The sequence below is a fragment of the Serratia sp. KG1D genome (genome assembly GCF_037150675.1).
Classification (GTDB): domain Bacteria; phylum Pseudomonadota; class Gammaproteobacteria; order Enterobacterales; family Enterobacteriaceae; genus Serratia; species Serratia nematodiphila.
In genome coordinates this window covers 2,364,144-2,383,743 of record NZ_JBAGIH010000001.1, presented here as the reverse complement: position 1 = coordinate 2,383,743, position 19,600 = coordinate 2,364,144, and the positions used below count along the sequence as shown (strand labels likewise).

The 19,600-nt window shown below is 57.1% G+C and carries 13 protein-coding genes; all 13 read left to right on the top strand.

The features are described from left to right. The first annotated feature begins 21 nt into the window (after window positions 1-21). The 13 genes from WFM45_RS11610 (at window position 22) to WFM45_RS11550 (ending at window position 19,489) form a co-directional block, all read left to right on the top strand. The gene (locus WFM45_RS11610; RefSeq protein WP_033632663.1) at window positions 22-891 is read left to right on the top strand and encodes a hypothetical protein; all 870 of its coding nucleotides are present in this window, start codon (window positions 22-24) and stop codon (window positions 889-891) included. Window positions 892-925: 34 nt separating this feature from the next. Next, entirely contained in the window at window positions 926-6,712 is a 5,787-nt protein-coding gene (locus WFM45_RS11605) for an amino acid adenylation domain-containing protein (RefSeq protein ID WP_336955641.1), read from the top strand. A 1-nt stretch (window position 6,713) separates the two neighbouring features. After that, window positions 6,714-7,541, top strand: a complete 828-nt coding sequence (locus WFM45_RS11600; RefSeq protein ID WP_004935307.1) for a Cof-type HAD-IIB family hydrolase — start codon at window positions 6,714-6,716, stop codon at window positions 7,539-7,541. Window positions 7,542-7,672: 131 nt separating this feature from the next. Beyond that, complete coding sequence (locus WFM45_RS11595; RefSeq protein ID WP_004935304.1) at window positions 7,673-7,906, top strand: hypothetical protein; 234 nt, start codon at window positions 7,673-7,675, stop codon at window positions 7,904-7,906. 84 nt (window positions 7,907-7,990) lie between these two features. Next, a complete protein-coding gene (locus WFM45_RS11590; protein WP_015378381.1) occupies window positions 7,991-8,389 on the top strand; it encodes a hypothetical protein in 399 nt (132 codons plus the stop codon). A gap of 70 nt (window positions 8,390-8,459) precedes the next feature. Beyond that, on the top strand, window positions 8,460-9,968 hold the full coding sequence (locus WFM45_RS11585; protein WP_261238120.1) for a PhoPQ-activated protein PqaA family protein: 1,509 nt from the start codon (window positions 8,460-8,462) through the stop codon (window positions 9,966-9,968). A 638-nt stretch (window positions 9,969-10,606) separates the two neighbouring features. Further along, on the top strand, window positions 10,607-11,146 hold the full coding sequence (locus WFM45_RS11580) for a fimbrial protein (RefSeq protein WP_004935293.1): 540 nt from the start codon (window positions 10,607-10,609) through the stop codon (window positions 11,144-11,146). Between the two features lie 56 nt (window positions 11,147-11,202). Further along, entirely contained in the window at window positions 11,203-11,886 is a 684-nt protein-coding gene (locus WFM45_RS11575) for a fimbrial biogenesis chaperone (RefSeq protein ID WP_033632666.1), read from the top strand. Window positions 11,887-11,940: 54 nt separating this feature from the next. Beyond that, on the top strand, window positions 11,941-14,517 hold the full coding sequence (locus WFM45_RS11570; RefSeq protein WP_033632667.1) for a fimbria/pilus outer membrane usher protein: 2,577 nt from the start codon (window positions 11,941-11,943) through the stop codon (window positions 14,515-14,517). 42 nt (window positions 14,518-14,559) lie between these two features. After that, entirely contained in the window at window positions 14,560-15,501 is a 942-nt protein-coding gene (locus WFM45_RS11565; RefSeq protein WP_004935283.1) for a fimbrial protein, read from the top strand. Between the two features lie 137 nt (window positions 15,502-15,638). Then, entirely contained in the window at window positions 15,639-15,998 is a 360-nt protein-coding gene (locus tag WFM45_RS11560) for a hypothetical protein (protein WP_004935280.1), read from the top strand. Window positions 15,999-16,071: 73 nt separating this feature from the next. After that, entirely contained in the window at window positions 16,072-17,367 is a 1,296-nt protein-coding gene (locus tag WFM45_RS11555; protein ID WP_004935276.1) for an HlyD family secretion protein, read from the top strand. Further along, a complete protein-coding gene (locus tag WFM45_RS11550) occupies window positions 17,354-19,489 on the top strand; it encodes a peptidase domain-containing ABC transporter (protein WP_336955631.1) in 2,136 nt (711 codons plus the stop codon). Before WFM45_RS11555 ends, WFM45_RS11550 begins: the two co-directional genes overlap by 14 nt. Window positions 19,490-19,600 lie beyond the last annotated feature (111 nt).

Sequence of the window (19,600 nt, the reverse complement as noted above, 5' to 3'; positions counted from 1 at the left end):
GGTTTTATAGGGAGATAAAACATGGCTGTCTTTGTGAGGGAAGCGGTTTCTCATAATCATTTCAAATTATTGCAGGAGCTTTATGGCAGAGATTTGGGCGGGGAGCGTTTCCTGCACTGGAAGCATTTGCTCGATCCGCATTGTGGGGCGCCGATGGAAAAAACGGGCATATTTTACAAGGATCAAGAACGTTATCTCGGGATGTTTGTATCCAGTTTTTATCCTTTTAAAATCAACAAATTGTCTTTTAATGTCAATATGCTTGGCGATCTTGGGATCCACCGTCAGGTCAAATCTTCCACCGTCTTGAAAGATTTTTTCCTGCAGGCTAAGCGTTCGGATGTGGCGGCGGATATCTGCTTTTCCGATGACAGGAAGATCAGGGTTTATGAAAAGATTTTCAGAAAGTATTTAACCACCAATACGCAAATCTATCCCTTCGTCGAATTAACCTTAAAGCCTGATAAGTTTATGGCCTTTCGTTTTACCGAGGGCGGCCAAGCGCGGCAGGCCAGTTTTATCAATAATCTGGGGCGAGAAAAAGATCATCGCGCATTTGAATATATTGAAAAACATCCTCTGTATCATAAAATTCATTATATCAATAAAGGCAATCTCTACGCTGTGATTGGCTGTTCCAGTGAGTGTGCCGAACTTTTGGATATTTCCAATCCTTCCAGGGAGTGTTTTTCCTGGGCCATCGGCGTTTGTCGGCACCTGCATAGCCGTTGCAAAGTGATGATCCCTACTGGTTTTTACAAGTCGATTTGCGCTCAGGCGGCGGAGGTCATTGCAGAAAAACGCATCAACATGCTGATCGGTTATTACTCAGAAAAGATAAGCGAGCTGATGCCGAAAGAGGTTTGGGTATGCCGCATGGATCGCCGTTAAGCAGGGCACGTGTATTCTAAATGGAGTGTTTGTCATGGAAGAGATTCCTGTATCACCCTATTCAAAAGTTTTTATCGATGAATATGACCGCCATCCAGAGGGCTGTAATTACAACGTATTGGTGCTGCAGCGTATTGAGGGCGCGCTGGATCCCATCAGATTACAAGCTGCGCTGAATGCGCTGGTGCAAGATCATGTCCTGCTGAACAGCCATATTCATGAACAGAATGGCGAGCTGTATTGGCGTCGCAATGACGCAATCCATCCTTTGCAGCATTACACGGACCGCACGCTGCTGACCCAAGTGATTCGCCAGCCCTTCGACATTTACCGCGGGCCGCTTTATCGTTGGGCGCTTTTCGCCGAGGGGGCGGGGCGCTATACCCTGGCGCTGGTGGGCCATCATCTGGTGATCGACGGCGCGTCTTCCGACGAGTTTTTCTCATTGGTGAGCCATTACTATGGTCAACAGCGGCTGTCGACACGCCTCGAGGCGGCCGAGATTGCCGCCATCAACCGGCAGCTGCAGCGCGAGGTTGAACAACTGGCCGCCGACGGAGCGCTGGCGCACTGGCGGGCCGAAGCGGCAAATTTGGGCGCGATAGACGTGCCCTTTGAGAAAAGCGGCGCCGTGCGAAACGATGAGGCGGCCGAGCTGCGTTTCCAGGTGCCCAAAGCGCAATGGAAAGCGCTGAAGCAGGGCGCGGGAATACGGCGAATGAATGACTTTCTGGCGTTGCTGGTGCTGTGGGGCATCTTGATGGCGCGCAGCGGCAATCAGGAAACGGTCTATATCAGCTATCCGGTGTCGATAAAAAAGGGGCAAAGATTTGCGCTTGGCGGGCATGTAAACACCAGCGTGATGCCCCTCTCGCTGCGTGATGGCGAAGGCTTCGCCGCCGTTTATCAACGCGCGCTGGCGTTTATTACCGCCGCGGCACCGCACTCGCGCCAACGGTTTAACCAACTGCCCACGCAACAGGTGGTGCAGGCGCTGGGGATCCGCGCGATGCCGATTTCCTTTGCCCAGACCAACCTGCGCGATGCGGCCTTGGCGCTGGCCGATTGCGCCACTTCGCCGCTGTTTGAAGCCAACCACGATATGGCCAGCGCGTCGCTTTCCCTGGAATATGAAGATCGGGCCGACAGCGATGCCTTGCAGTTCCGGCTGCGTTTTCGTCAGGACATGTTTGACGAAGAAGATATGCGCGGCTGCGCGGAACATTTCATGCGCTTGATGCAAGCGGCGATGCGCGCGCCTGACGCGCCTTTACGCCACCTCGCCTTTTATCCCGCCGCCGACATGCCGCCAGATGACGACGCGGCCCCCGCGTTGCCGAGAGAAACCCTCAGCGCCCGGTTTGAGGCGATCGCGCTGCGTTATCCGGATAAGATTGCGCTGGAGTTTGAGGGGCTGCATGTCAGCTACCGTGAGCTGAACGGCATGGCGAATAGCCTGGCGCGCGAAATTGCGCTCCGCTACCAAGCGCTGACCGGGGGCGCCCCCCAGGCGGATACGCTGATTGCGCTGTACAGCGAGAAAAGCCTGGAAATGGTGGTGGCGCTGCTGGCGGTGCTGAAAACCGGTGCGGCCTATGTGCCGCTCTCCTGCAATTATCCTCAGGCGCGCATTCGGCATATTCTCGAAGAAACGCGCGCGCCGGTGCTCATCGCCGGGGAAAGCCTGCAGTCGGCCGCCGAGGCGCTGGCGGCGATGATGCCGCACGCCGTGTCCGTCCTCACGCTGGGCGATCTGAACCGCCTGCCACACGAGCGGCAGAATCTGCCGGCCGTCACCGGCGCCGACCGGCTCGGCGCGGTGATCTATACCTCGGGATCGACGGGGATCCCGAAAGGCGTGATGCTCGAGCAACACGCGATGTGCGGGTTGGCGACCGCGTCCGGCATCGCTGTCACGCCCGATGACGCGTTGCTCTTCCTCTCGAGCCCGGCGTTCGATGCGGCGACGTTCGAGGTGTGGGGCGCATTGCTCAACGGCGCCAAATTGGTCGTCGTGCGCGACACGGAGGATATCGCCGGCGATGTGCCGCAGCTGGAAGCCTTGCTGCGTCGGCAGCAGGTATCGATTCTGTGGGCGACGCGCAGCCTGTTCGATCATCTTTACCTCAGTCACCCCGACCTGTTCGCCGGGCTGCGCTGTCTGCTGGTGGGCGGGGAGGCGCTGACCGCCACGCTGATGCAGCGCCTGGTGCGGCAAGCCAACCGCCCGCAGCAGGTCATCAATGGCTATGGCCCGACGGAATGCACCACGTTCACCACGATGTACGCCATCGCGGCGGACGAAACCCGCAGCAGCATCCCGATTGGGCGAGCCATACCGGGGCGCGAACTTCATGTGCTGGATCGCTGGCTGCAGCCGTTGCCGCCAGGGCTGGCCGGCGAGCTGTATATCGGCGGAGACGCGCTGGCGCGCGGCTATCTCAACCAGCCGCAGCAGACGCAAGAGCGTTTCATTACGCTGAACGGGCGACGCTTGTATAAAAGCGGCGATCGGGTGCGAGAGTTGCGCGACGGCAACCTGGAGTATCTCGGCAGAAACGATTGCCAGGTAAAAATCCGCGGTTTCAGAATTGAACTCAGCGAAATAGAGAATACGATCAATGCGCTGGAGGGCGTCGAGAAATGCGTCGTGGTGGATGTCGTCCATCGCGATAGCAAGCGCCTTGCCGCTTATGTGCTGATGGCGCGGGGCGAGCCGCTGGATCCTGCCGATTTGCGCGCCCGGCTGGAGCGGATCCTGCCGGATTACATGGTGCCGTCCAGCTATGTCGCGCTCGACGAGATACCGCTGACGGTGAACGGCAAGCTGGATCGCACGGCGCTGCCCGCGCCGCAATTCGCGCAAAGCGAGCGATATGCCGCGCCGCAGAATGCGCTGGAGGCGTTGATTTGCGCCCTGTGGGCGGAGATCCTCGGCGTTGAACGGGTTGGGGTGGATGACGACTTCTTTCGTCTGGGCGGCGATTCGATCCAAAGCATCGTGTTCACCAGCGAATTGAGCAAGTCGGGCTATCACAGCAACTCGCGTGCGGTGTTTGAAACCCGGAATGCGCGGGCGCTGGCCAAGCGCATCTTGCAGCAACGGGAGGCGATTGCGCCGCTCAATGAACAGGGCGAGCTGCAGGGCGAATTCGAATTGCTGCCGATTCAGCGCTGGTACAACGAGCAGCCGCCGCAACATCGCGCCTTCTTCAACCAGACTTTTTTGGTGCGGGTGCCGCCGATGTCCGCCGAGCGCGTGGCCGATCTGGTGAACGGGCTGGCGTCGCGCCATGACATGCTGCGCGCGCGGTTTAGCGCCGACGACGCCGGCGCGCTGGTCGCGCAGCGCTATCTGTCGGTGGCCGACGGCGGCCCTTCATGGGGATACTATGACCTGGCGCTTTGTCGCCAAAGCCGCGCCGAACTTCTGCATCAATGGCAATCGGGGTTTGATCCGGTAGAAGGGCCGCTGTGCCGCTTCGTCTACATTTTCGACAGCAGCGCGCCCGGCTACGCGCTGATGTTCTGCGCATTCCATCATCTGATCATCGACGTGGTGTCCTGGCGCATCATCGTCAGAGACATGCGACGGTTGCATCAGGGGGAATCGCTGTCGGCGAAAGGCACCAGCTACCGGCAGTGGGGCGAGACGTTAAGGCACTACGCGGCGAGCCGGCATGACCAATGCGCTTACTGGTTGGCGATGATCGCCGGGCAACCCGATTACGCCACGCTCAGCGAGGGGGCGCAGAGTCCGGCGTTTTGCCGCTTCGAGTGCGACGCGGCGTTGACGACGCCGTTGATGGACACCTGTCATCAGGCCTACCGCACCTCGATCCGCGATGTGTTGCTGGCGGCGCTGGCGCCGGTGCTGCAGGCCTGGCATGGCCGTGCGGACAGTTACCTGACGCTCGAACACCATGGCCGCGATATCAATGACGATAAGATCCAGCTCGACGACACCGTAGGCTGGTTCACCGCCTTACTGCCTTTGCGCATCACCGCGCATCAGAGCCCAAAACACACGCTGCGCGCTATCAAGGACGCATTAAGAAAGATGCCGGATCACGGCATCGGCTATTCGGCGCTGAAATACGGTTCGGCGTCGGACGACGAAGCGATAGCCTGTCTGCGGCGTCACCGCTTGCCGGCCATTTCATTCAACTATCTCGGGGTCTTTAACGAACAGACTGACGACGCCTTGTGGGCCTTGATCGACCAAACGGCGGATCTGGAAAACGGCGCGCTGCCGGCGAGCGACAATGTGCTGGATCTGGTGCTCTACGTGCACGGCGACCGGCTGAGCATCGTGATGTCGGGCTTATTGCCGCAGGCGACGCTGGCCCGGATCGGTTCGCACTATCGGGAGAGCCTGTCGGCGCTGGTCGCACACTGTTGCCACGAGGCGAGCCAGGGCGTTCGCCTCGCCAGCCCGGGGGACTTCCCCCATGCCAACGTCAGCCTCGCCGAGTTGGACCGCTGGCAGCAACGTCATCGCATCGCCGCCGTTTTCGAGGCTACGGTCACGCAGCGGGAACTGATGTATTTCAACCGGCTTAACCGCGAGTATCAGATCGATCAGGCCGTTTATGAGGTGGCCGGCCCGCTGCAGCCGGAGGTGTTGAATCAGGCCTGGTCGCTGGCGCTGCAGCGATTTGAAATGCTGCGCGCCGGGTTTGGCGATCAAACCCGCCGTGGGCGGCCCAACGTCTTCATCTGCGAGACGCTGCAGGCGCCGATCGCGATCGAGGATTGGACCGACGCGCCGCCGTCCTTGCTGGAAGAAAGGATGGAAGCGCTGTTGGCCCGGGAACGAGAAACCTCGTTTGAGCTGGATGCGCCGCCGTTGATCCGCTGGCGCCTGATCAAGTTGAACGCCGATGAGCACTATCTGGTGCAGACCTTTAACCATATCTTGTTCGACGGTTGGTCCCTCGGCGTTCTGTTCGAACACTGGTTCAACGACTACCTCACCTTGCTGGAAGGGGGCGCGCCGGCGCTGGAAATTAACCGATTTGAGCCTTTCGCCGCTTATGTGCGCGCGCACGGCGACGATCCCGAGGCGCAGGCGTTCTGGGCGGACTATTTGCGCGGGGCGCCGGTCAACCAACGTTTGCCGTTGAGCGCTTCGCCGGATGCCGCGCCGCAGGGGCGACGCATGCGGCAATATGGCGCGGAATTCAGCGCGGAACAGGTGGCAAGCCTCACTGCGTTTTGCCGGCGCCAGGGGATCACGGTCAATCAACTGACGCAGCTGGCCTGGATGCTGGCGCTGGCCGAAGCGCTGGCCTGTGACGATATCGCGATCGGCACGACCATGAGCGAGCGCCCGGCGGACATTGAGCAGGTGCAGACGCTGTTTGGCCTGTGTGTCGCCAGCCCGGTGCTGCGCCTGCAGGCGATTCGCCGCCGGCCCATTTATGCGTTGCTGGCCGATATCGCGGATTCCCAGACGCTGAGGCAGAAGTACGCCTTTTCCGAACTGAACCGCTACGACGAACAATGGGTGCCCACTTCGCCGTTCGGCAGCCTGTTTGTGTTTGAAAACATGCCGCAACCGCAGAAGGATCCGCGCTTGCCGTTTACGTTCCAGGTGACGGATATCGTCAGCGGCAGCAACCACCAGACGGTGCTGTGCTTGTTCCCCGAAGCGGAACGGCTCGCCATTTCACTGTTTTATGATTCTCACGAGATAGCTCAGGAGACCATCGGTGCGGTAGGGCGCCGTTTTCAGGCCATTGCGCTCGCGATCGCCCACCTTCCGCCCGACAGCGAAATCCGCGCCGAAGACGGGATTATCCAGGCGGAGGAGGCGTGATATGTGGCTTGCTATCGACGGCAAAATAAAATACCGGGCGATCGTGAGCGATCTTGACGGAACCTTACTGGATCCTGCCGGGAATCTGTCTGATCTGACGGTGGAAACGCTCAATATTCTGCATGCCCGCGGGCTGGAAATCGTCATCGCGACAGGCCGTTGCGATGCGGATGCGCGCGGGATTGTGGATGGCTTGGGGTTCTCGCCGGCGATCGTCTCCTGCAATGGCGCGATGGTCAATATCGAGGGGAGGCCGGTGGCGGATAAAAGCTATTTCCTGCCTCGCGACAGCCAAATGATGTTGATGGATTACCTCTTCGCCTGTCCGCTCCACGTGACGTTGTTCACCCAGGAAGGATGGATGATGGCCGAAGAGAATCCGCATTTTGCCGACTATATCAAAACCTCGGGCGTCGCTTGCCGCTATGTCGAGCCGGAGGCGATGAAACGGCAACCGATCCTGAAAGTGCTGCTGCAGGGGGAAGCGGCGCTGATCGAGCGGTTTTACGACGAGGTCAGTCAGGCTTTCGGAAAAACGCTGTCCATCTGTAAGTCCTCTGCGGAAACGATAGACATCATGGATAAGCATATTTCCAAGGCCAGGAGCGTGGCCGACTATCTGAGCGCCAAACAGATAGCGATGCGCGATTGCCTCTCTTTCGGCGATGCGATGAACGATTTGGACATGCTGCGCTGGGCCGGAACGGGGGTGGTGATGGGCAATGCGATGGGCGAATTGAAGCGCGCGCTGCCGTTTAACCCGATTGCGTTGCCCAACAGCCGCAATGGCGTTGCCGATTATCTCTGCCGTGAGTTCGGCCTGTTCTGACATTGTCACCGCCGCGCGGGTGAACGCATTGGCAACAGGGTCTTTCGTGAGCAGATAACAAGGAGGTGAACAAACAGTGAGGGTTTCATTTTTTCATTACTAAACATGTCGATAAATACAAAGGAGACAGTATGAAAGAACTGACTGAAGCAGAAGTCATGGCGGTTTCCGGCGCAGGCATCGCTTCCGATGCCGGCAAAATCCTGGGCAATGGCATTGGCGCCATCGTAGATGCCGGTACCGGTCTATTCGGGATCCACGCGGATGCGGCGGGCGCCGGCGCCAAACTCGGTGAGGGCATTGGCGCCGTCATCGATGCCGGGATTAGCGCCTTCTCGCAGCTGTTTGGCCGTAAATCGTCATAAGCCCGGCCCTTAATGAAAAGTGCCCGCAAGGGCACTTTTACCTCGCACATGTCGGGAGCCGGAAGAACGGCAAAGGGGGAGTTCATGGCGAATAAAATCATCTTGATCATGACCATCAATCTGTTCGTGGCGGTGGCGTTGGCGGTGTTTAACTTTATCTATATCCAAAAGAAGGTGGATATACGCGCCCCCAATGACGCCACGCCCTTTCAGGTGACCGAGAAAGCGCAGGGCAGGATCGTCTCCATGCAGCAGACCTCGGTATTTCTGAACAACAATCCTGTGGTGGCGTTTACGTTGGAAATCAACGCCAGGCGCAAACAGTTTACGATCGCTGACCATCGGGAGGTCGTGCTGTATATCGCCATGAGCCGTTATGAGGAAAACGGCGTTTACAGCCTATTGCTGGGCGAGAACGACAGGGACGTGGCGTTCGAAAAGGACAGCTTTGGCTATCCGATACGCTTTCATCAGGTGCTCTAGGCGCGCGGAAGGTTTCCTGCCGCCAGGCGGCGTAAAAGGGATTTGCCACGGACAAAGGGGGGAGGAAAAAATGCTAAAACGCATCGGATACATCGCGCTGATTTGCCTGGCCTTAATCGGCGGCCGGCAGGCCATGGCGGCAGAGGAAGATCGCTGCTTTGCGGACGAACATTCCGCCTTGCACACCGTTATTCCTTGTTATAACAATCAGTTGGCGATATTGCCTCTGTCATATTCGTTAAAGGGCGTGGATAACGGCCATGACGTGTCGATACGTCATTATCGGTTGATGTCGCAATCCTGGTCGCCGCAAGACGCCATCCGGCCGACGCAATGGTGGCACGATGTGGATATTTATATCCCCAACGGGGCGCTTGCCCGTAAAGCGTTGGTGCTGATGAGCGATGACTGCGCTTGCGCCGCCGCAGGGGCGAGCGGGCCAGGCAAGCAAAATGCGGCGTTTTCCGTCGCCATGCCGGCGGCCTTGGCGGCGGAAAGTCACACCGTCGTGATTGTCGTCAACCGGCTGCCTTATCCGTACCTGGAATATCAAAATGAGGGGCGGCGTCGTGCGGGGGAGGATAGCCAGGCCAGAGGCTGGCGATTGTTCCTGGACGATGCGGATGAATACTTGATGATGCCGCTGGCGATCCCCATGACGGCGGCCTTGTCGCAAACCATGACGCTGGCGCAGCGCGAATTGAGCCGGTGGGGGATAGATAAATTCATCGTGGCGGGCGCGGCGAGCGGCGCAACCGCGGCGTGGCTGGCGTCATTGTCGGATGAGCGCATCGATGCCGTCGTCGCCATGTTCCCGGATGGGGTCGCGGCGCGGCAGGTCTTGAAGCATACCTATCGTACGTATGGCGGCCGTTGGCCGTTGGCGTTTCATCCTTATTACCAACTCGGCATCGATCGGCGCATAGAGACGCCGGCGTTCGACAAACTGATGCAAATAGCGGATCCCACCGCTTATCCGCCGCCGACGGCGGGAGCGCGGCCAGCGGTACCGAAATATGTCATCATCGCCAGCGGCGACGAACGTTATCCGCCGGACAGCACGCGATTCTATTTCAGCGCCTCAGCGGGAGAGGCTTCGCTGCGCGCGATTGCCGACGGGGATCGCGCGGCAAGCCGGCCGGTCGCCGAACGCGCCATACTGGCGATGATCAAGCGCCGCCAGCGCGATATCGCGTTGCCGACGATCGAGGTGCAAGGCAGCGCCGCGGATGCTGCGGTGCGCACGCTGCGTTTTTCCGAACCGCCGGCCACCGTGCGGCGCTGGAGCGCGCACAACCGCACGGCCCGAGATTTTCGTTATTCGTGCGGCGTACGCTTTACCCCGGAGCCGTTGGCCGCAGCGGAGGCCGATCGCGGCGAGTTTCGTCTGGCCGCCCCGGCGCAAGGCTGGGAGGCCACCTTTATCGAGGCGGTGTTCAACGATGGGTTTATCGCGACCACGCCGGTCTTTATCACGCCGGACGATAACTATCCGTCCGCCGTTCCCGCGGGCGATGGTCTGGCGTGTGAAACCCTACCCGGCAGAGGGTTGGGTGAAGATTATCGCCATGACGATTAATTAGCGGCGCTGAAAAACAATAAGGCGGCAATGCGTTATTCTGCGCGACAGAGCGCATTGCCGCCTTGTTTTCGAAATAGTGAACGGCGCCAGACAGAATATTTCTGCGTAACGCCATTTTCTCGTTGTCACATGACCGCGCCGGTTTCACGAACGGCGAATGCCTTATTCTCCCTCCTGTTCGATAAACCGTTATCGCCATGCTTTTGCTATTCTGCCGCCCCTCTCGCTGCCGCCGTGTCGTGATGTCTTTCGTAATATAAATGTCATTTATTTCAGTGCGATTTTTTCGCCAGGTTTTCATTTTACGGCGATGTCGCCCGATTTTCCGGCTGAGGGGAAAATGAGGAGGATCTGGCGAAAGCGCCTTCGAATAGCGCGATAATAACTTCCCTTGCGGCCAGATGAATGAATCAAGAAACGCCGATTTGGCGGTTTTTTCAAAATAAAATTAAGAATGATGCTAATTCTATTTGGGGTAATTATCTTTTCTCATCTTTACATTGATTTTATGTATTGCTAAAGGGGGAAAGCTAAGCATAATTAACTGTGAAAGGAGCGGGGCTCCTATTCTCCCTGTCCGGGTTCTCCGTGGCGGGGATATTTTGAAGTCTGTCTAATCAAAAGGAGAAGTACCCATGATGGAAAAAAAAGTGATTATGTTGGCATTTGTCGCGGCAGCGTGTTCAAGCGCTTTACCTGCTCTGGCAGCAGATGGTCAGGTTAATTTTACCGGGAATATTGTCGATGCTGCGTGCAAGGTCACGAATGACTTGAGTAATCCATTAAATGTTGTTTTGGGTGATGTGGCCCGAACGGCATTTGCGGGTGGCAAGGGATCAACGTCCAGCGCGACAAAATTCACGCTGGAAGTCACCGATTGTCCGGATACGGTAAAAAGCGCCACCGTTAAGTTTGACGGCGCGGCCGATAACGGCGACAGCAACGTATTACAGCTGACTCAGGAAACGGATGTCGCTACCGGCGTCGGTATCCAACTGTCTGATATTTCTAACAGTGTTCTGCCGCTTTACACGGCGTCGACGGCTTATCCGTTGGCTTCCGGCAGCGGCGTGAAAAATAACCTCGATTTTACCGCCCGCTATATTTCCACGCAGGCAGATGTGACCGCCGGTAAAGCCAATAGCGTCGCCACCTTTACGCTGAATTATAACTGATAATATTTTCTTGCCCGCTGGTTCACAGCGGGCTGTATTGCCTCGGAGATAATATTATGCGTTTTAATCGCTACGGCGCCTTAGCGGCTTTCATTATTTTATTGTTTGCGTCTACGGTTCACGCCGGCGTGGTGATTGGCGGGACGCGGGTGATATTCAACGGCGAAAAAAAAGAAGCGTCAATCAGCGTGGAGAATCCGGATAAAGAACCGTATTTGATTCAGTCCTGGCTGGAGAATCAACAAAGCGGGGTGGATAAAATCGCGTTTATCGTTACGCCGCCTTTATTTCGGCTGGACGGCAACCAGGAAAATATGCTGCGCATCGTGAAAGTGGGCGATGACTTACCGAAAGATAAAGAAAGCTTGTATTGGATGAATATTAAATCCATTCCTTCAACAACCCAGGCGGGTAAATCGAATACGCTGCAAATAGCGGTCAAGACCCGCATTAAATTGATTTATCGGCCGGCGCCGCTGCTCCGCCAGGTACCCGAAGAGGTGACGCAGCAGCTGAAATGGCAGCGTGTCGGTTCAGAATTAAAACTCACCAACCCAACGCCTTATTATATGAACTTCCATTATGTCCGTATCGGGGGGCGGGAAATGAAAGAGGTGGCGTATATCGCGCCGATGAGCAGCGAAATGTTTGCATTGCCCGTGGCGGGCGCAACGTCGGTAAGCTGGAAATTAATTAATGATTATGGCGGCACAGGTAAAGAACATCAGTCAGGTATTTAATCTGTAAGGGAAGGCAGAAAAAGGGATAAAACATTTCAATAATGGAGCTAATGAATGATAACTCAAAAGCGTATATTAGCGAAGCGGGATGCTTGGCTGAAACGCATAGCCTTATTCACGGTAACAACGGCGGTATGCGGCAATATGGCTAATCCCGCCTTCTCTCGTGACTATTTTAATCCGGCGTTGCTGGAAACCGGGCGCTCAGGCCAGCAGCACGTCGATCTGTCGATTTTTGAAAATGGCCAGCAGGTTCCCGGCACGTATCGGGTCGATATTTGGGTGAACGACATGCTGCTGGAAACGCGCGAGGTGTCGTTCGCTCTGCGAGCCGGCAGCGACGAGAAGGCCGATCTGCAGCCTTGTCTGACGCGGGAAGATCTGAAACGGCTTGGGGTGAAAGTTGAGCTGTTTCCCGGTTTGGCCGGCGCCGATCGCTGCGCGAATTTGGCCGCGATCCCACAGGCCTCGGCGCAATTTCAATTTAACCGCCAACGCCTGATGCTGAGTATCCCCCAGGCGGCGTTGGAAAATAAGGTGCGCGGATACGTTCCGCCGGAACAATGGGATGAAGGCCTGCCGGCGATGCTGCTGAACTACGGCTTCACCGGCAGCAACAGCAAGGGGCGCGATCGATTCACCCAGAGCGCAAGCAGTTATTACCTCAACCTGCGGCCGGGCTTCAACCTGGGCGCCTGGCGAGTGCGGAACTACACCACCTGGAGCTACAACAGCGCCGGCGGCGGGCGAGCGTCGGAGGATCGTTGGGACTCCGTCTATACCTACGCCCAGCGCAATATCATCCGCCTGAAAAGCTTGCTGACGCTCGGCGAAAGCAGCAGCCCGTCCGATGTGTTTGACAGCGTGTCGTTTCGCGGCGCGCAGCTGGCTTCCGATGACGACATGTTGCCGGAAAGCCTGCGTGGTTATGCGCCGGTGGTGCGCGGCATCGCGCGCAGCAATGCGCAAGTGGTCATTCGCCAAAACGGCTATGTCATCTACCAGAGTTACGTTGCGCCGGGCGCGTTTGAAATTTCGGACATGTACCCGACCGGCGGCAGCGGCGATTTGGAGGTGACTATCAAGGAGGCGGACGGCAGCGAACAGCACCTGACCGTTCCCTTCGCCAGCCTGCCGGTGCTGCAACGCGAAGGGCGGCTGAAATATGCGCTGACCTCGGGGCAATACCGCACTTACGATCACAGCGTGGATAAAAAGATCTTCTCGCAGGCCAGCCTGATTTATGGCTTGCCCGCCGGTTTCACCCTGTATGGCGGCGGCCAATTCGCCGGGCCGTATCAATCGCTGGCGTTGGGCCTGGGCAAGAACCTGGGCGAGTTCGGCGCCCTGTCGGCCGACGTCACCCAGGCGTGGGCAAAGCAGGAGCATCAACCGAAAAGCGATGGTCAGTCATGGCGCGTGCGCTACAGCAAAAATATCGTCGAGACGGGGACGAACTTCGCCATCGCCGGCTACCGCTATTCGACCAGCGGCTACTATGGGCTGCAGGAAGTGCTGGACACCTATCGCAGCGGCAACCGTTACGCCCCGATAGACCGCCGCAAAAATCGCGGCGAAATCACGCTGAACCAGAATTTATGGGAAGGGGCGGGGTCGCTTTCACTCAGCGCGGTCTCAGAAGACTATTGGGGCTCCGAGCGCAATATGCAGTCGCTGAGCGCGGGTTACAACAATAGCTGGAATGGCATCAGCTACGGTTTTAACTACAGCTACAGCCGGAATTCACAGGCTATTTACGGCGATTCGAACCGCGGGCGCATTTACGATCGCGATCAGATCTTCGCTTTCAACATCAGCGTGCCATTAGAGAAATGGCTGAGCAACACCTACGCCACCTACAACCTCAACACCAGCAAAAAAGGCAATACCAGCCATACGGCGGGCCTCAACGGCACGGCGCTGGCCGGCGGCAACCTCAGTTGGAGCGTACAGGAAGGGTATGGCAGCCAGGGCCAGGGCAACAGCGGCAACGCCAACGCCGACTGGCGCGCGACGTACGGCGAACTCACGGCGGGCTACGCCTACGATCGCAGTCAACAGCGCGTCAACTACGGGGTGAAGGGCGGGGTGATCGCCCATGAAGATGGCGTGACCTTCGGTCAACCGTTCGGCGAAACCGTCGCCCTGGTGCAGGCGGCCGGCGCGAGCGATGTGGCGGTCGGCAATCAGGTCGGGGTGAAAACCGACTGGCGCGGCTACGCGATCGTTCCTTACGCCACGCCTTATCGCAACAATTCGATTCGCCTCGATGTCGACAGCTTGCCGGATGATGTCGATCTCGAGTTGACGAACCAGTCGGTCACGCCGACTCGCGGCGCGGTGAGCCGGGCGAATTTCAAAGCCAACGTCGGCAGACGGATTTTGATGAAGGTGACGGACTCGCAGGGGGCCCCCCTGCCGCTGGGCGCCAGCCTGCGTCTTGCCGAGGGGGCGACTCAGCCGTTCCTGGTCGGCGGCGACGGCGTGGTCTATCTGAGCGGCATGGCGGAAAAGGGCCTGCTCATCGCGCAGTGGGGCAGGAATGGCGAGAACCAATGCCGCATCCGTTATCAGTTGCCGGCGGAGCCGCCGTCAGCGGGTCTCCAAACCCTAAACGGCGTTTGCCAATAGATCTCGCTCTATCTCCATCATGACTTTTAAGTGAGAGTGAAAATGAACGTTTTTCTCAGGATATTCGGTTACGGCGCCCTGGTGTGGCTGGCGACGCTCACGACGGCGGTTTATGCCGGCACCTGTACCACCAACGCGAAAACCGCCCGCATGGGGTTGCTGACGCTGGCCGTGGATCCGCGCATCGAAGTCGGCGAGCAGCTGGCTGTTCGAACCGAGAACAGCATGAACGGCACGACGTTTTCTTTTCTTTGTTCCGGCTCGGTCGCCTATCGCTCCATGTCGCCGCTGACGCCGAGCGCGCTGCCCGGCGTATTTGAAACGGGCATCGAGGGCGTGGGGGTGACGATTTCAGACTTATGGCAGAGCAATAAGAACGTGCCCGTCAACACGGCGATTTCGCCCAACTTGCTGACGCCATGGATCAATCGAAACGATGTTCGGCTGACGTTTATTAAAACCGGCCCGATCAAAACCGGCGGCGATATGGGCGGGAAAATTATCGCCAGATATTATCTGGATTCGACCTCCATTTTGGATCTCAGTATTTCCGGCATGAAGGTCATTCAGAAAAGTTGCCTGGTTGATTTGAACTATAAAAATCAAACGGTGAATCTGGGCAGCCCTAAACGCAGCGAGTTTAATGGCGTCGGCAGCACGGCGGCGTCTTCCGAACGCAATTTTTCCGTGGTTCTGCAATGTCAGGAGGACAATATTCCGGTTCAGGTCACGTTCGAGGCGGCCGGAAATTCGCCAGGCGTGGGAATGATTGATATCGCCGACGGCGCTGATGCGGCGAAGGGCGTCGCCGTGGAAGTGTTGGATGAGAACCGTAATCCATTAACGTTTTCCAGACCGATCAATTACCACACCGCGGCTGAAAAAGAGATCAGGATCCCCTTGATGGCGCGCTATAAGCAAACGGGAGCCATTAGCCCCGGACAGGCTGACGCGGTGATGACATTCACCATTACGCAGAATTAAAGAGACCCCCATTAAAAATATAATGTCGTCTGTTCGCGCGACATTATTGGTGGCATCAGGCGCTGCAGGCCGATGCCAATGCAATGACAACACGCATGTATGGCCGTGTTTGTCCGTTTAAATATGGAGATTAACCAATGAAAGAACTGTCTGTTATCGAAATGAACGAAGTGTCAGGCGCTTATTCCTGGGATATGAGCAATGGACTGTCGGGGCTGATTGGCAGCGCCGTTTCCAATGCCGCGGAAGCCGTTTCATCCATCGCTCTGGGCGCCTCCGTGGGCAGCATGGCGGGCGCCGTCATCGGCGGTAAGCACGGCGGCGACGGCGGCGGCCTGCTGGGCGTCGGCTCGATTGGCCAGGGCGTCGGCATGGTCGCCGGCGGCATCCTGGGCGGCGTAGCCAGCGGCGTGGCCGCAGCCGTTATTGGCTGGGACACCACGCTGGAATACTCCAAAAAAGGCCTCGATGGGCTGATTAACGGCACCATCAGCTAAATCCATATGCGGTCCAAAGCCGCAGCGTTCTCGCTGCGGCTGTCTCCCGGTCAGGCAAGCGCAGGTTCTTCCTATGAGTGATAATAAGAGCAGGAATATTTTCCGCCAGGAGGCGGTCAATTATCAACGTCAAAGATGGACCGGCAGGGCGCTGTTAATTTCCGGCGCGTCGAGCCATGTGATTGCCGCCACCTGTTTCACTTTTATTCTGATCCTGGCGGGCGCACTCTATTTTTGCGAGTACACGCGCCGGGTCGATGTTGAAGGCGAGGTGATCAGCATCCCGCATTCCACCAATGTGTTTTCCTCCCAATACGGCTACGTGAGCCAGGCATTTCATAAAGCCGGTGACGTCGTGGAAAAGGACGAGCCGCTGTATGTGATTGATGTCTCGAGAAGCACCACGTCCGGCAATGTCAGCCATATCGCGGCCAGCGAAATAAGCAAACAGATTAGCAATCTGGATTCGATAATCAGCAAGCTGAATAAAAATAAAACCGCCATGCTGGATAATTTGCGCAAACAGATAAATAGCTATGAAAACGCCTATAAAGAAACCGAGAAACTGAACCTCAGCGCCAAAGAGGGGATGGATAAAATGCGGGATAGCCTGAAAAATTACGAGCACTATTTGACGAAAGGCCTGATCACCAAAGATCAGTTAAATTATCAGCGTTCGCTCTTTCAACAACAGCAAAGCTCGTATCAGGCGCTCTACAGCCAAAAGATCCAGCAAAATATTCAGCTGTCGCAGTTGCGCAGCGATTTGCTGATTCGCGCCGCCGATTACGACAATCAGATATCGCAAAGCGAATCGCAACGCAGTGATTTACAACGCCAGCTGGCGGAGTCCAATGCCGGCGGCCAGGTCATTATCAAAGCGCCGCTCAAGGGGAAAATCGAGTCGTTGAGCGTGACCGCCGGGCAGGTGGTCGAGAGCGGCAGCAGTCTGGCGCAAATCAAACCGATTGATAACATCAAATATTATCTGGTTTTATGGCTGCCGAATAACAGTTTGCCCTACGTGAAAATCGGCGATGGCATCAACATTCGCTATGAAGCCTTCCCGTCGGATAAATTCGGTCAGTTTCCGGGAAAAATAGAATCCATCTCGTCGGTCCCCGCCTCCCCGCAGGAAATGTCGGAATACAGCAGCGGAAATAAAAGGGAAAGGAACGCCTACTACAAAGTGCTGGCGTCCATCAGCGACACGCAATTCAGCGATAAAGGCAAATATCTCGAAATCAGCAGCGGGCTGCAGGCCAGGGTCATCGTCTTCCTGGATAAGAAACCGCTTTATCAGTGGGCGATCGCGCCTTTGTATGACATAAAAAACAGCGTCGTGGGGCGAGTCGATGAAGGACAATAATCTCTTTGAACGGATCAACGAGAAGTTAACCTTCTCACTGCGCAAGCGGGTGCCGAGCATCTTGCAGTCGGAGTCATCGGAATGCGGCCTGGCGTGCCTCGCCATGATCGCCTCCTATTACGGGTTTAATGTGGATATGCTGAGCCTGCGGCAGCGATTCGGCATTTCCACCCAGGGCGCGCCCCTGGGGACGATCTCTCAAATCGCGTCGCAAATCCAGCTGAAGACGCGCGCCTTGTCCCTGGACATCGACGAAATCAATCAGCTGAAAACGCCCTGCATACTGCACTGGAATATGAATCACTTCGTGGTGTTGGTTAAGGTGCAGCGCGCCGGTTTTGTCATTCACGATCCGGCCTTCGGGCGCCGAGTGATCGGGCTGCAGGAGATGTCGAATCATTTTACCGGCATCGCGTTGGAGCTGTGGCCCGACAGAGCCTTTCAAAAAGAGACCCTCAAGACCCGTTTGCGCCTGCTGGATTTGATGAAAAACATCGAGGGCCTGCCGGGGACGCTGCTCAAGATCTTTGCGTTATCGATAGTCATCGAGTCGGTCAACCTGCTGCTGCCGGTGGGAACCCAACTGGTGACCGACCATGTCATTCAGGCGCATGACTACAGCCTGCTGACGGTCATCTGTTTGGGGCTGATCTTCTTCACCTTGTTCCGCGCGGTGGTCAGCATCGCCAGGGCCTGGATCTCCATCGTGCTCGGGACGCTGACCGATATTCAGTGGAAGACGACGCTGTTTGAACACCTGATGAAGCTGCCGCTGGATTTTTTCGAAAAACGGCACCTGGGGGACATTCAATCGCGCTTTTCCTCGCTGGATGCGATCAGAACCACCTTTACCAATAATATCGTCAGCGGGATCATCGACGGCATCATGACGGTCGGGCTGTTCGCGATGATGATGGTCTACGGCGGCTGGCTGGTCTGGGTCGTGGCGGGCTTCACTCTGATCTACATCCTCATCAGGATGATGACTTACAGAACCTACCGTCAATTCTCGGAGGAGCAGATCGTCAAGGCGGCCAAGGCCAACTCGCATTTCATGGAGACGCTGTACGGCATCTCTACCGTCAAGGCGCTGGGCATCAAGGAAACGCGCTCCAGCTATTGGCTCAATCTGAACGTCGACGCCGCCAATACCAATATCAAAATCACCCGATTCAATATGATGTTCGGCGGGATCAATACCTTTATCACGACGCTCGATCAGGTGGCGATCCTGTGGCTTGGCGCCATGATGGTCATCGACAATTCCATGACGCTCGGCATGTTCATGGCGTTCAATGCCTATCGCGGCCAATTCTCTCAGCGGGCCTCGAGCCTGATCGATCTGGCGATCGGCTTGCGCATGCTGTCGCTGCACAATGAGAGGATATCCGACATCGTCTTTACCGATGCGGAGACGGAGTCCGCGCCGCGACAGGTTTTCCCCTCGGGCACGGGGATTGCCATTGAGGTAAAAAATCTTACGTATCAATATGACGCGCTGTCGCGGCCGATCTTCAAAGACCTGAACATGCGCATTGCGGCCGGCGAAAGCGTGGCCGTCGTGGGCGCCTCCGGCGCGGGCAAGACCACCTTGCTGAAGGTGATGTGCGGTTTGCTCAGCCCCACTTCCGGCCAGGTTTTGGCCGACGCGATGGATATCCATAAAGTCGGGGTGAATAACTACCGTAACGCGATCGCCTGCGTGCTGCAGGACGACCGGCTGTTCTCCGGGTCCATTGCGGAAAACATCAGCGGGTTTGAGGTCAATGCCAATAAAGAGCTGATCATGGCCTGCGCGATACACAGCAATATCCACGATGAAATCATGCAGATGCCGATGGGCTACGAAACCCTGATCGGCGAGTTGGGCAACGGCATCTCCGGCGGGCAAAAGCAACGTTTGTTTATCGCGCGCGCCCTCTATCGCCGCCCGAGCGTGCTGTTTATGGATGAAGCGACCAGCCATCTGGACGTTGAGAATGAGTCGGCGATCAACCGGGCGATATCTTCGCTGAATATTACGCGCGTGATCGTCGCCCACAGAAAGTCGACCATCGACTCGGCCGACAGGGTGGTGGTGCTGGGGGCCGGGAGCGGCGCGCCGGCAGGCGGCGGTGAATAAAGGGCGCTTGCCGGCGCCGGAGGCGAAGCCGGCAACGCAGGCTGTCCCCGCGGCCCAAATCGCGGTAAAATGCAGCAGTTGACCCTATCGCACTCCATCAGGCCGTCGAAC

Coding starts and splice junctions, on each gene's coding strand:
- WFM45_RS11610 (WP_033632663.1), top strand. CDS start 22: ATGGCTGTCTTTGTGAGGGAAGCGGTTTCTCATAATCATTTCAAATTA.
- WFM45_RS11605 (WP_336955641.1), top strand. CDS start 926: ATGGAAGAGATTCCTGTATCACCCTATTCAAAAGTTTTTATCGATGAA.
- WFM45_RS11600 (WP_004935307.1), top strand. CDS start 6,714: ATGTGGCTTGCTATCGACGGCAAAATAAAATACCGGGCGATCGTGAGC.
- WFM45_RS11595 (WP_004935304.1), top strand. CDS start 7,673: ATGAAAGAACTGACTGAAGCAGAAGTCATGGCGGTTTCCGGCGCAGGC.
- WFM45_RS11590 (WP_015378381.1), top strand. CDS start 7,991: ATGGCGAATAAAATCATCTTGATCATGACCATCAATCTGTTCGTGGCG.
- WFM45_RS11585 (WP_261238120.1), top strand. CDS start 8,460: ATGCTAAAACGCATCGGATACATCGCGCTGATTTGCCTGGCCTTAATC.
- WFM45_RS11580 (WP_004935293.1), top strand. CDS start 10,607: ATGATGGAAAAAAAAGTGATTATGTTGGCATTTGTCGCGGCAGCGTGT.
- WFM45_RS11575 (WP_033632666.1), top strand. CDS start 11,203: ATGCGTTTTAATCGCTACGGCGCCTTAGCGGCTTTCATTATTTTATTG.
- WFM45_RS11570 (WP_033632667.1), top strand. CDS start 11,941: ATGATAACTCAAAAGCGTATATTAGCGAAGCGGGATGCTTGGCTGAAA.
- WFM45_RS11565 (WP_004935283.1), top strand. CDS start 14,560: ATGAACGTTTTTCTCAGGATATTCGGTTACGGCGCCCTGGTGTGGCTG.
- WFM45_RS11560 (WP_004935280.1), top strand. CDS start 15,639: ATGAAAGAACTGTCTGTTATCGAAATGAACGAAGTGTCAGGCGCTTAT.
- WFM45_RS11555 (WP_004935276.1), top strand. CDS start 16,072: ATGAGTGATAATAAGAGCAGGAATATTTTCCGCCAGGAGGCGGTCAAT.
- WFM45_RS11550 (WP_336955631.1), top strand. CDS start 17,354: ATGAAGGACAATAATCTCTTTGAACGGATCAACGAGAAGTTAACCTTC.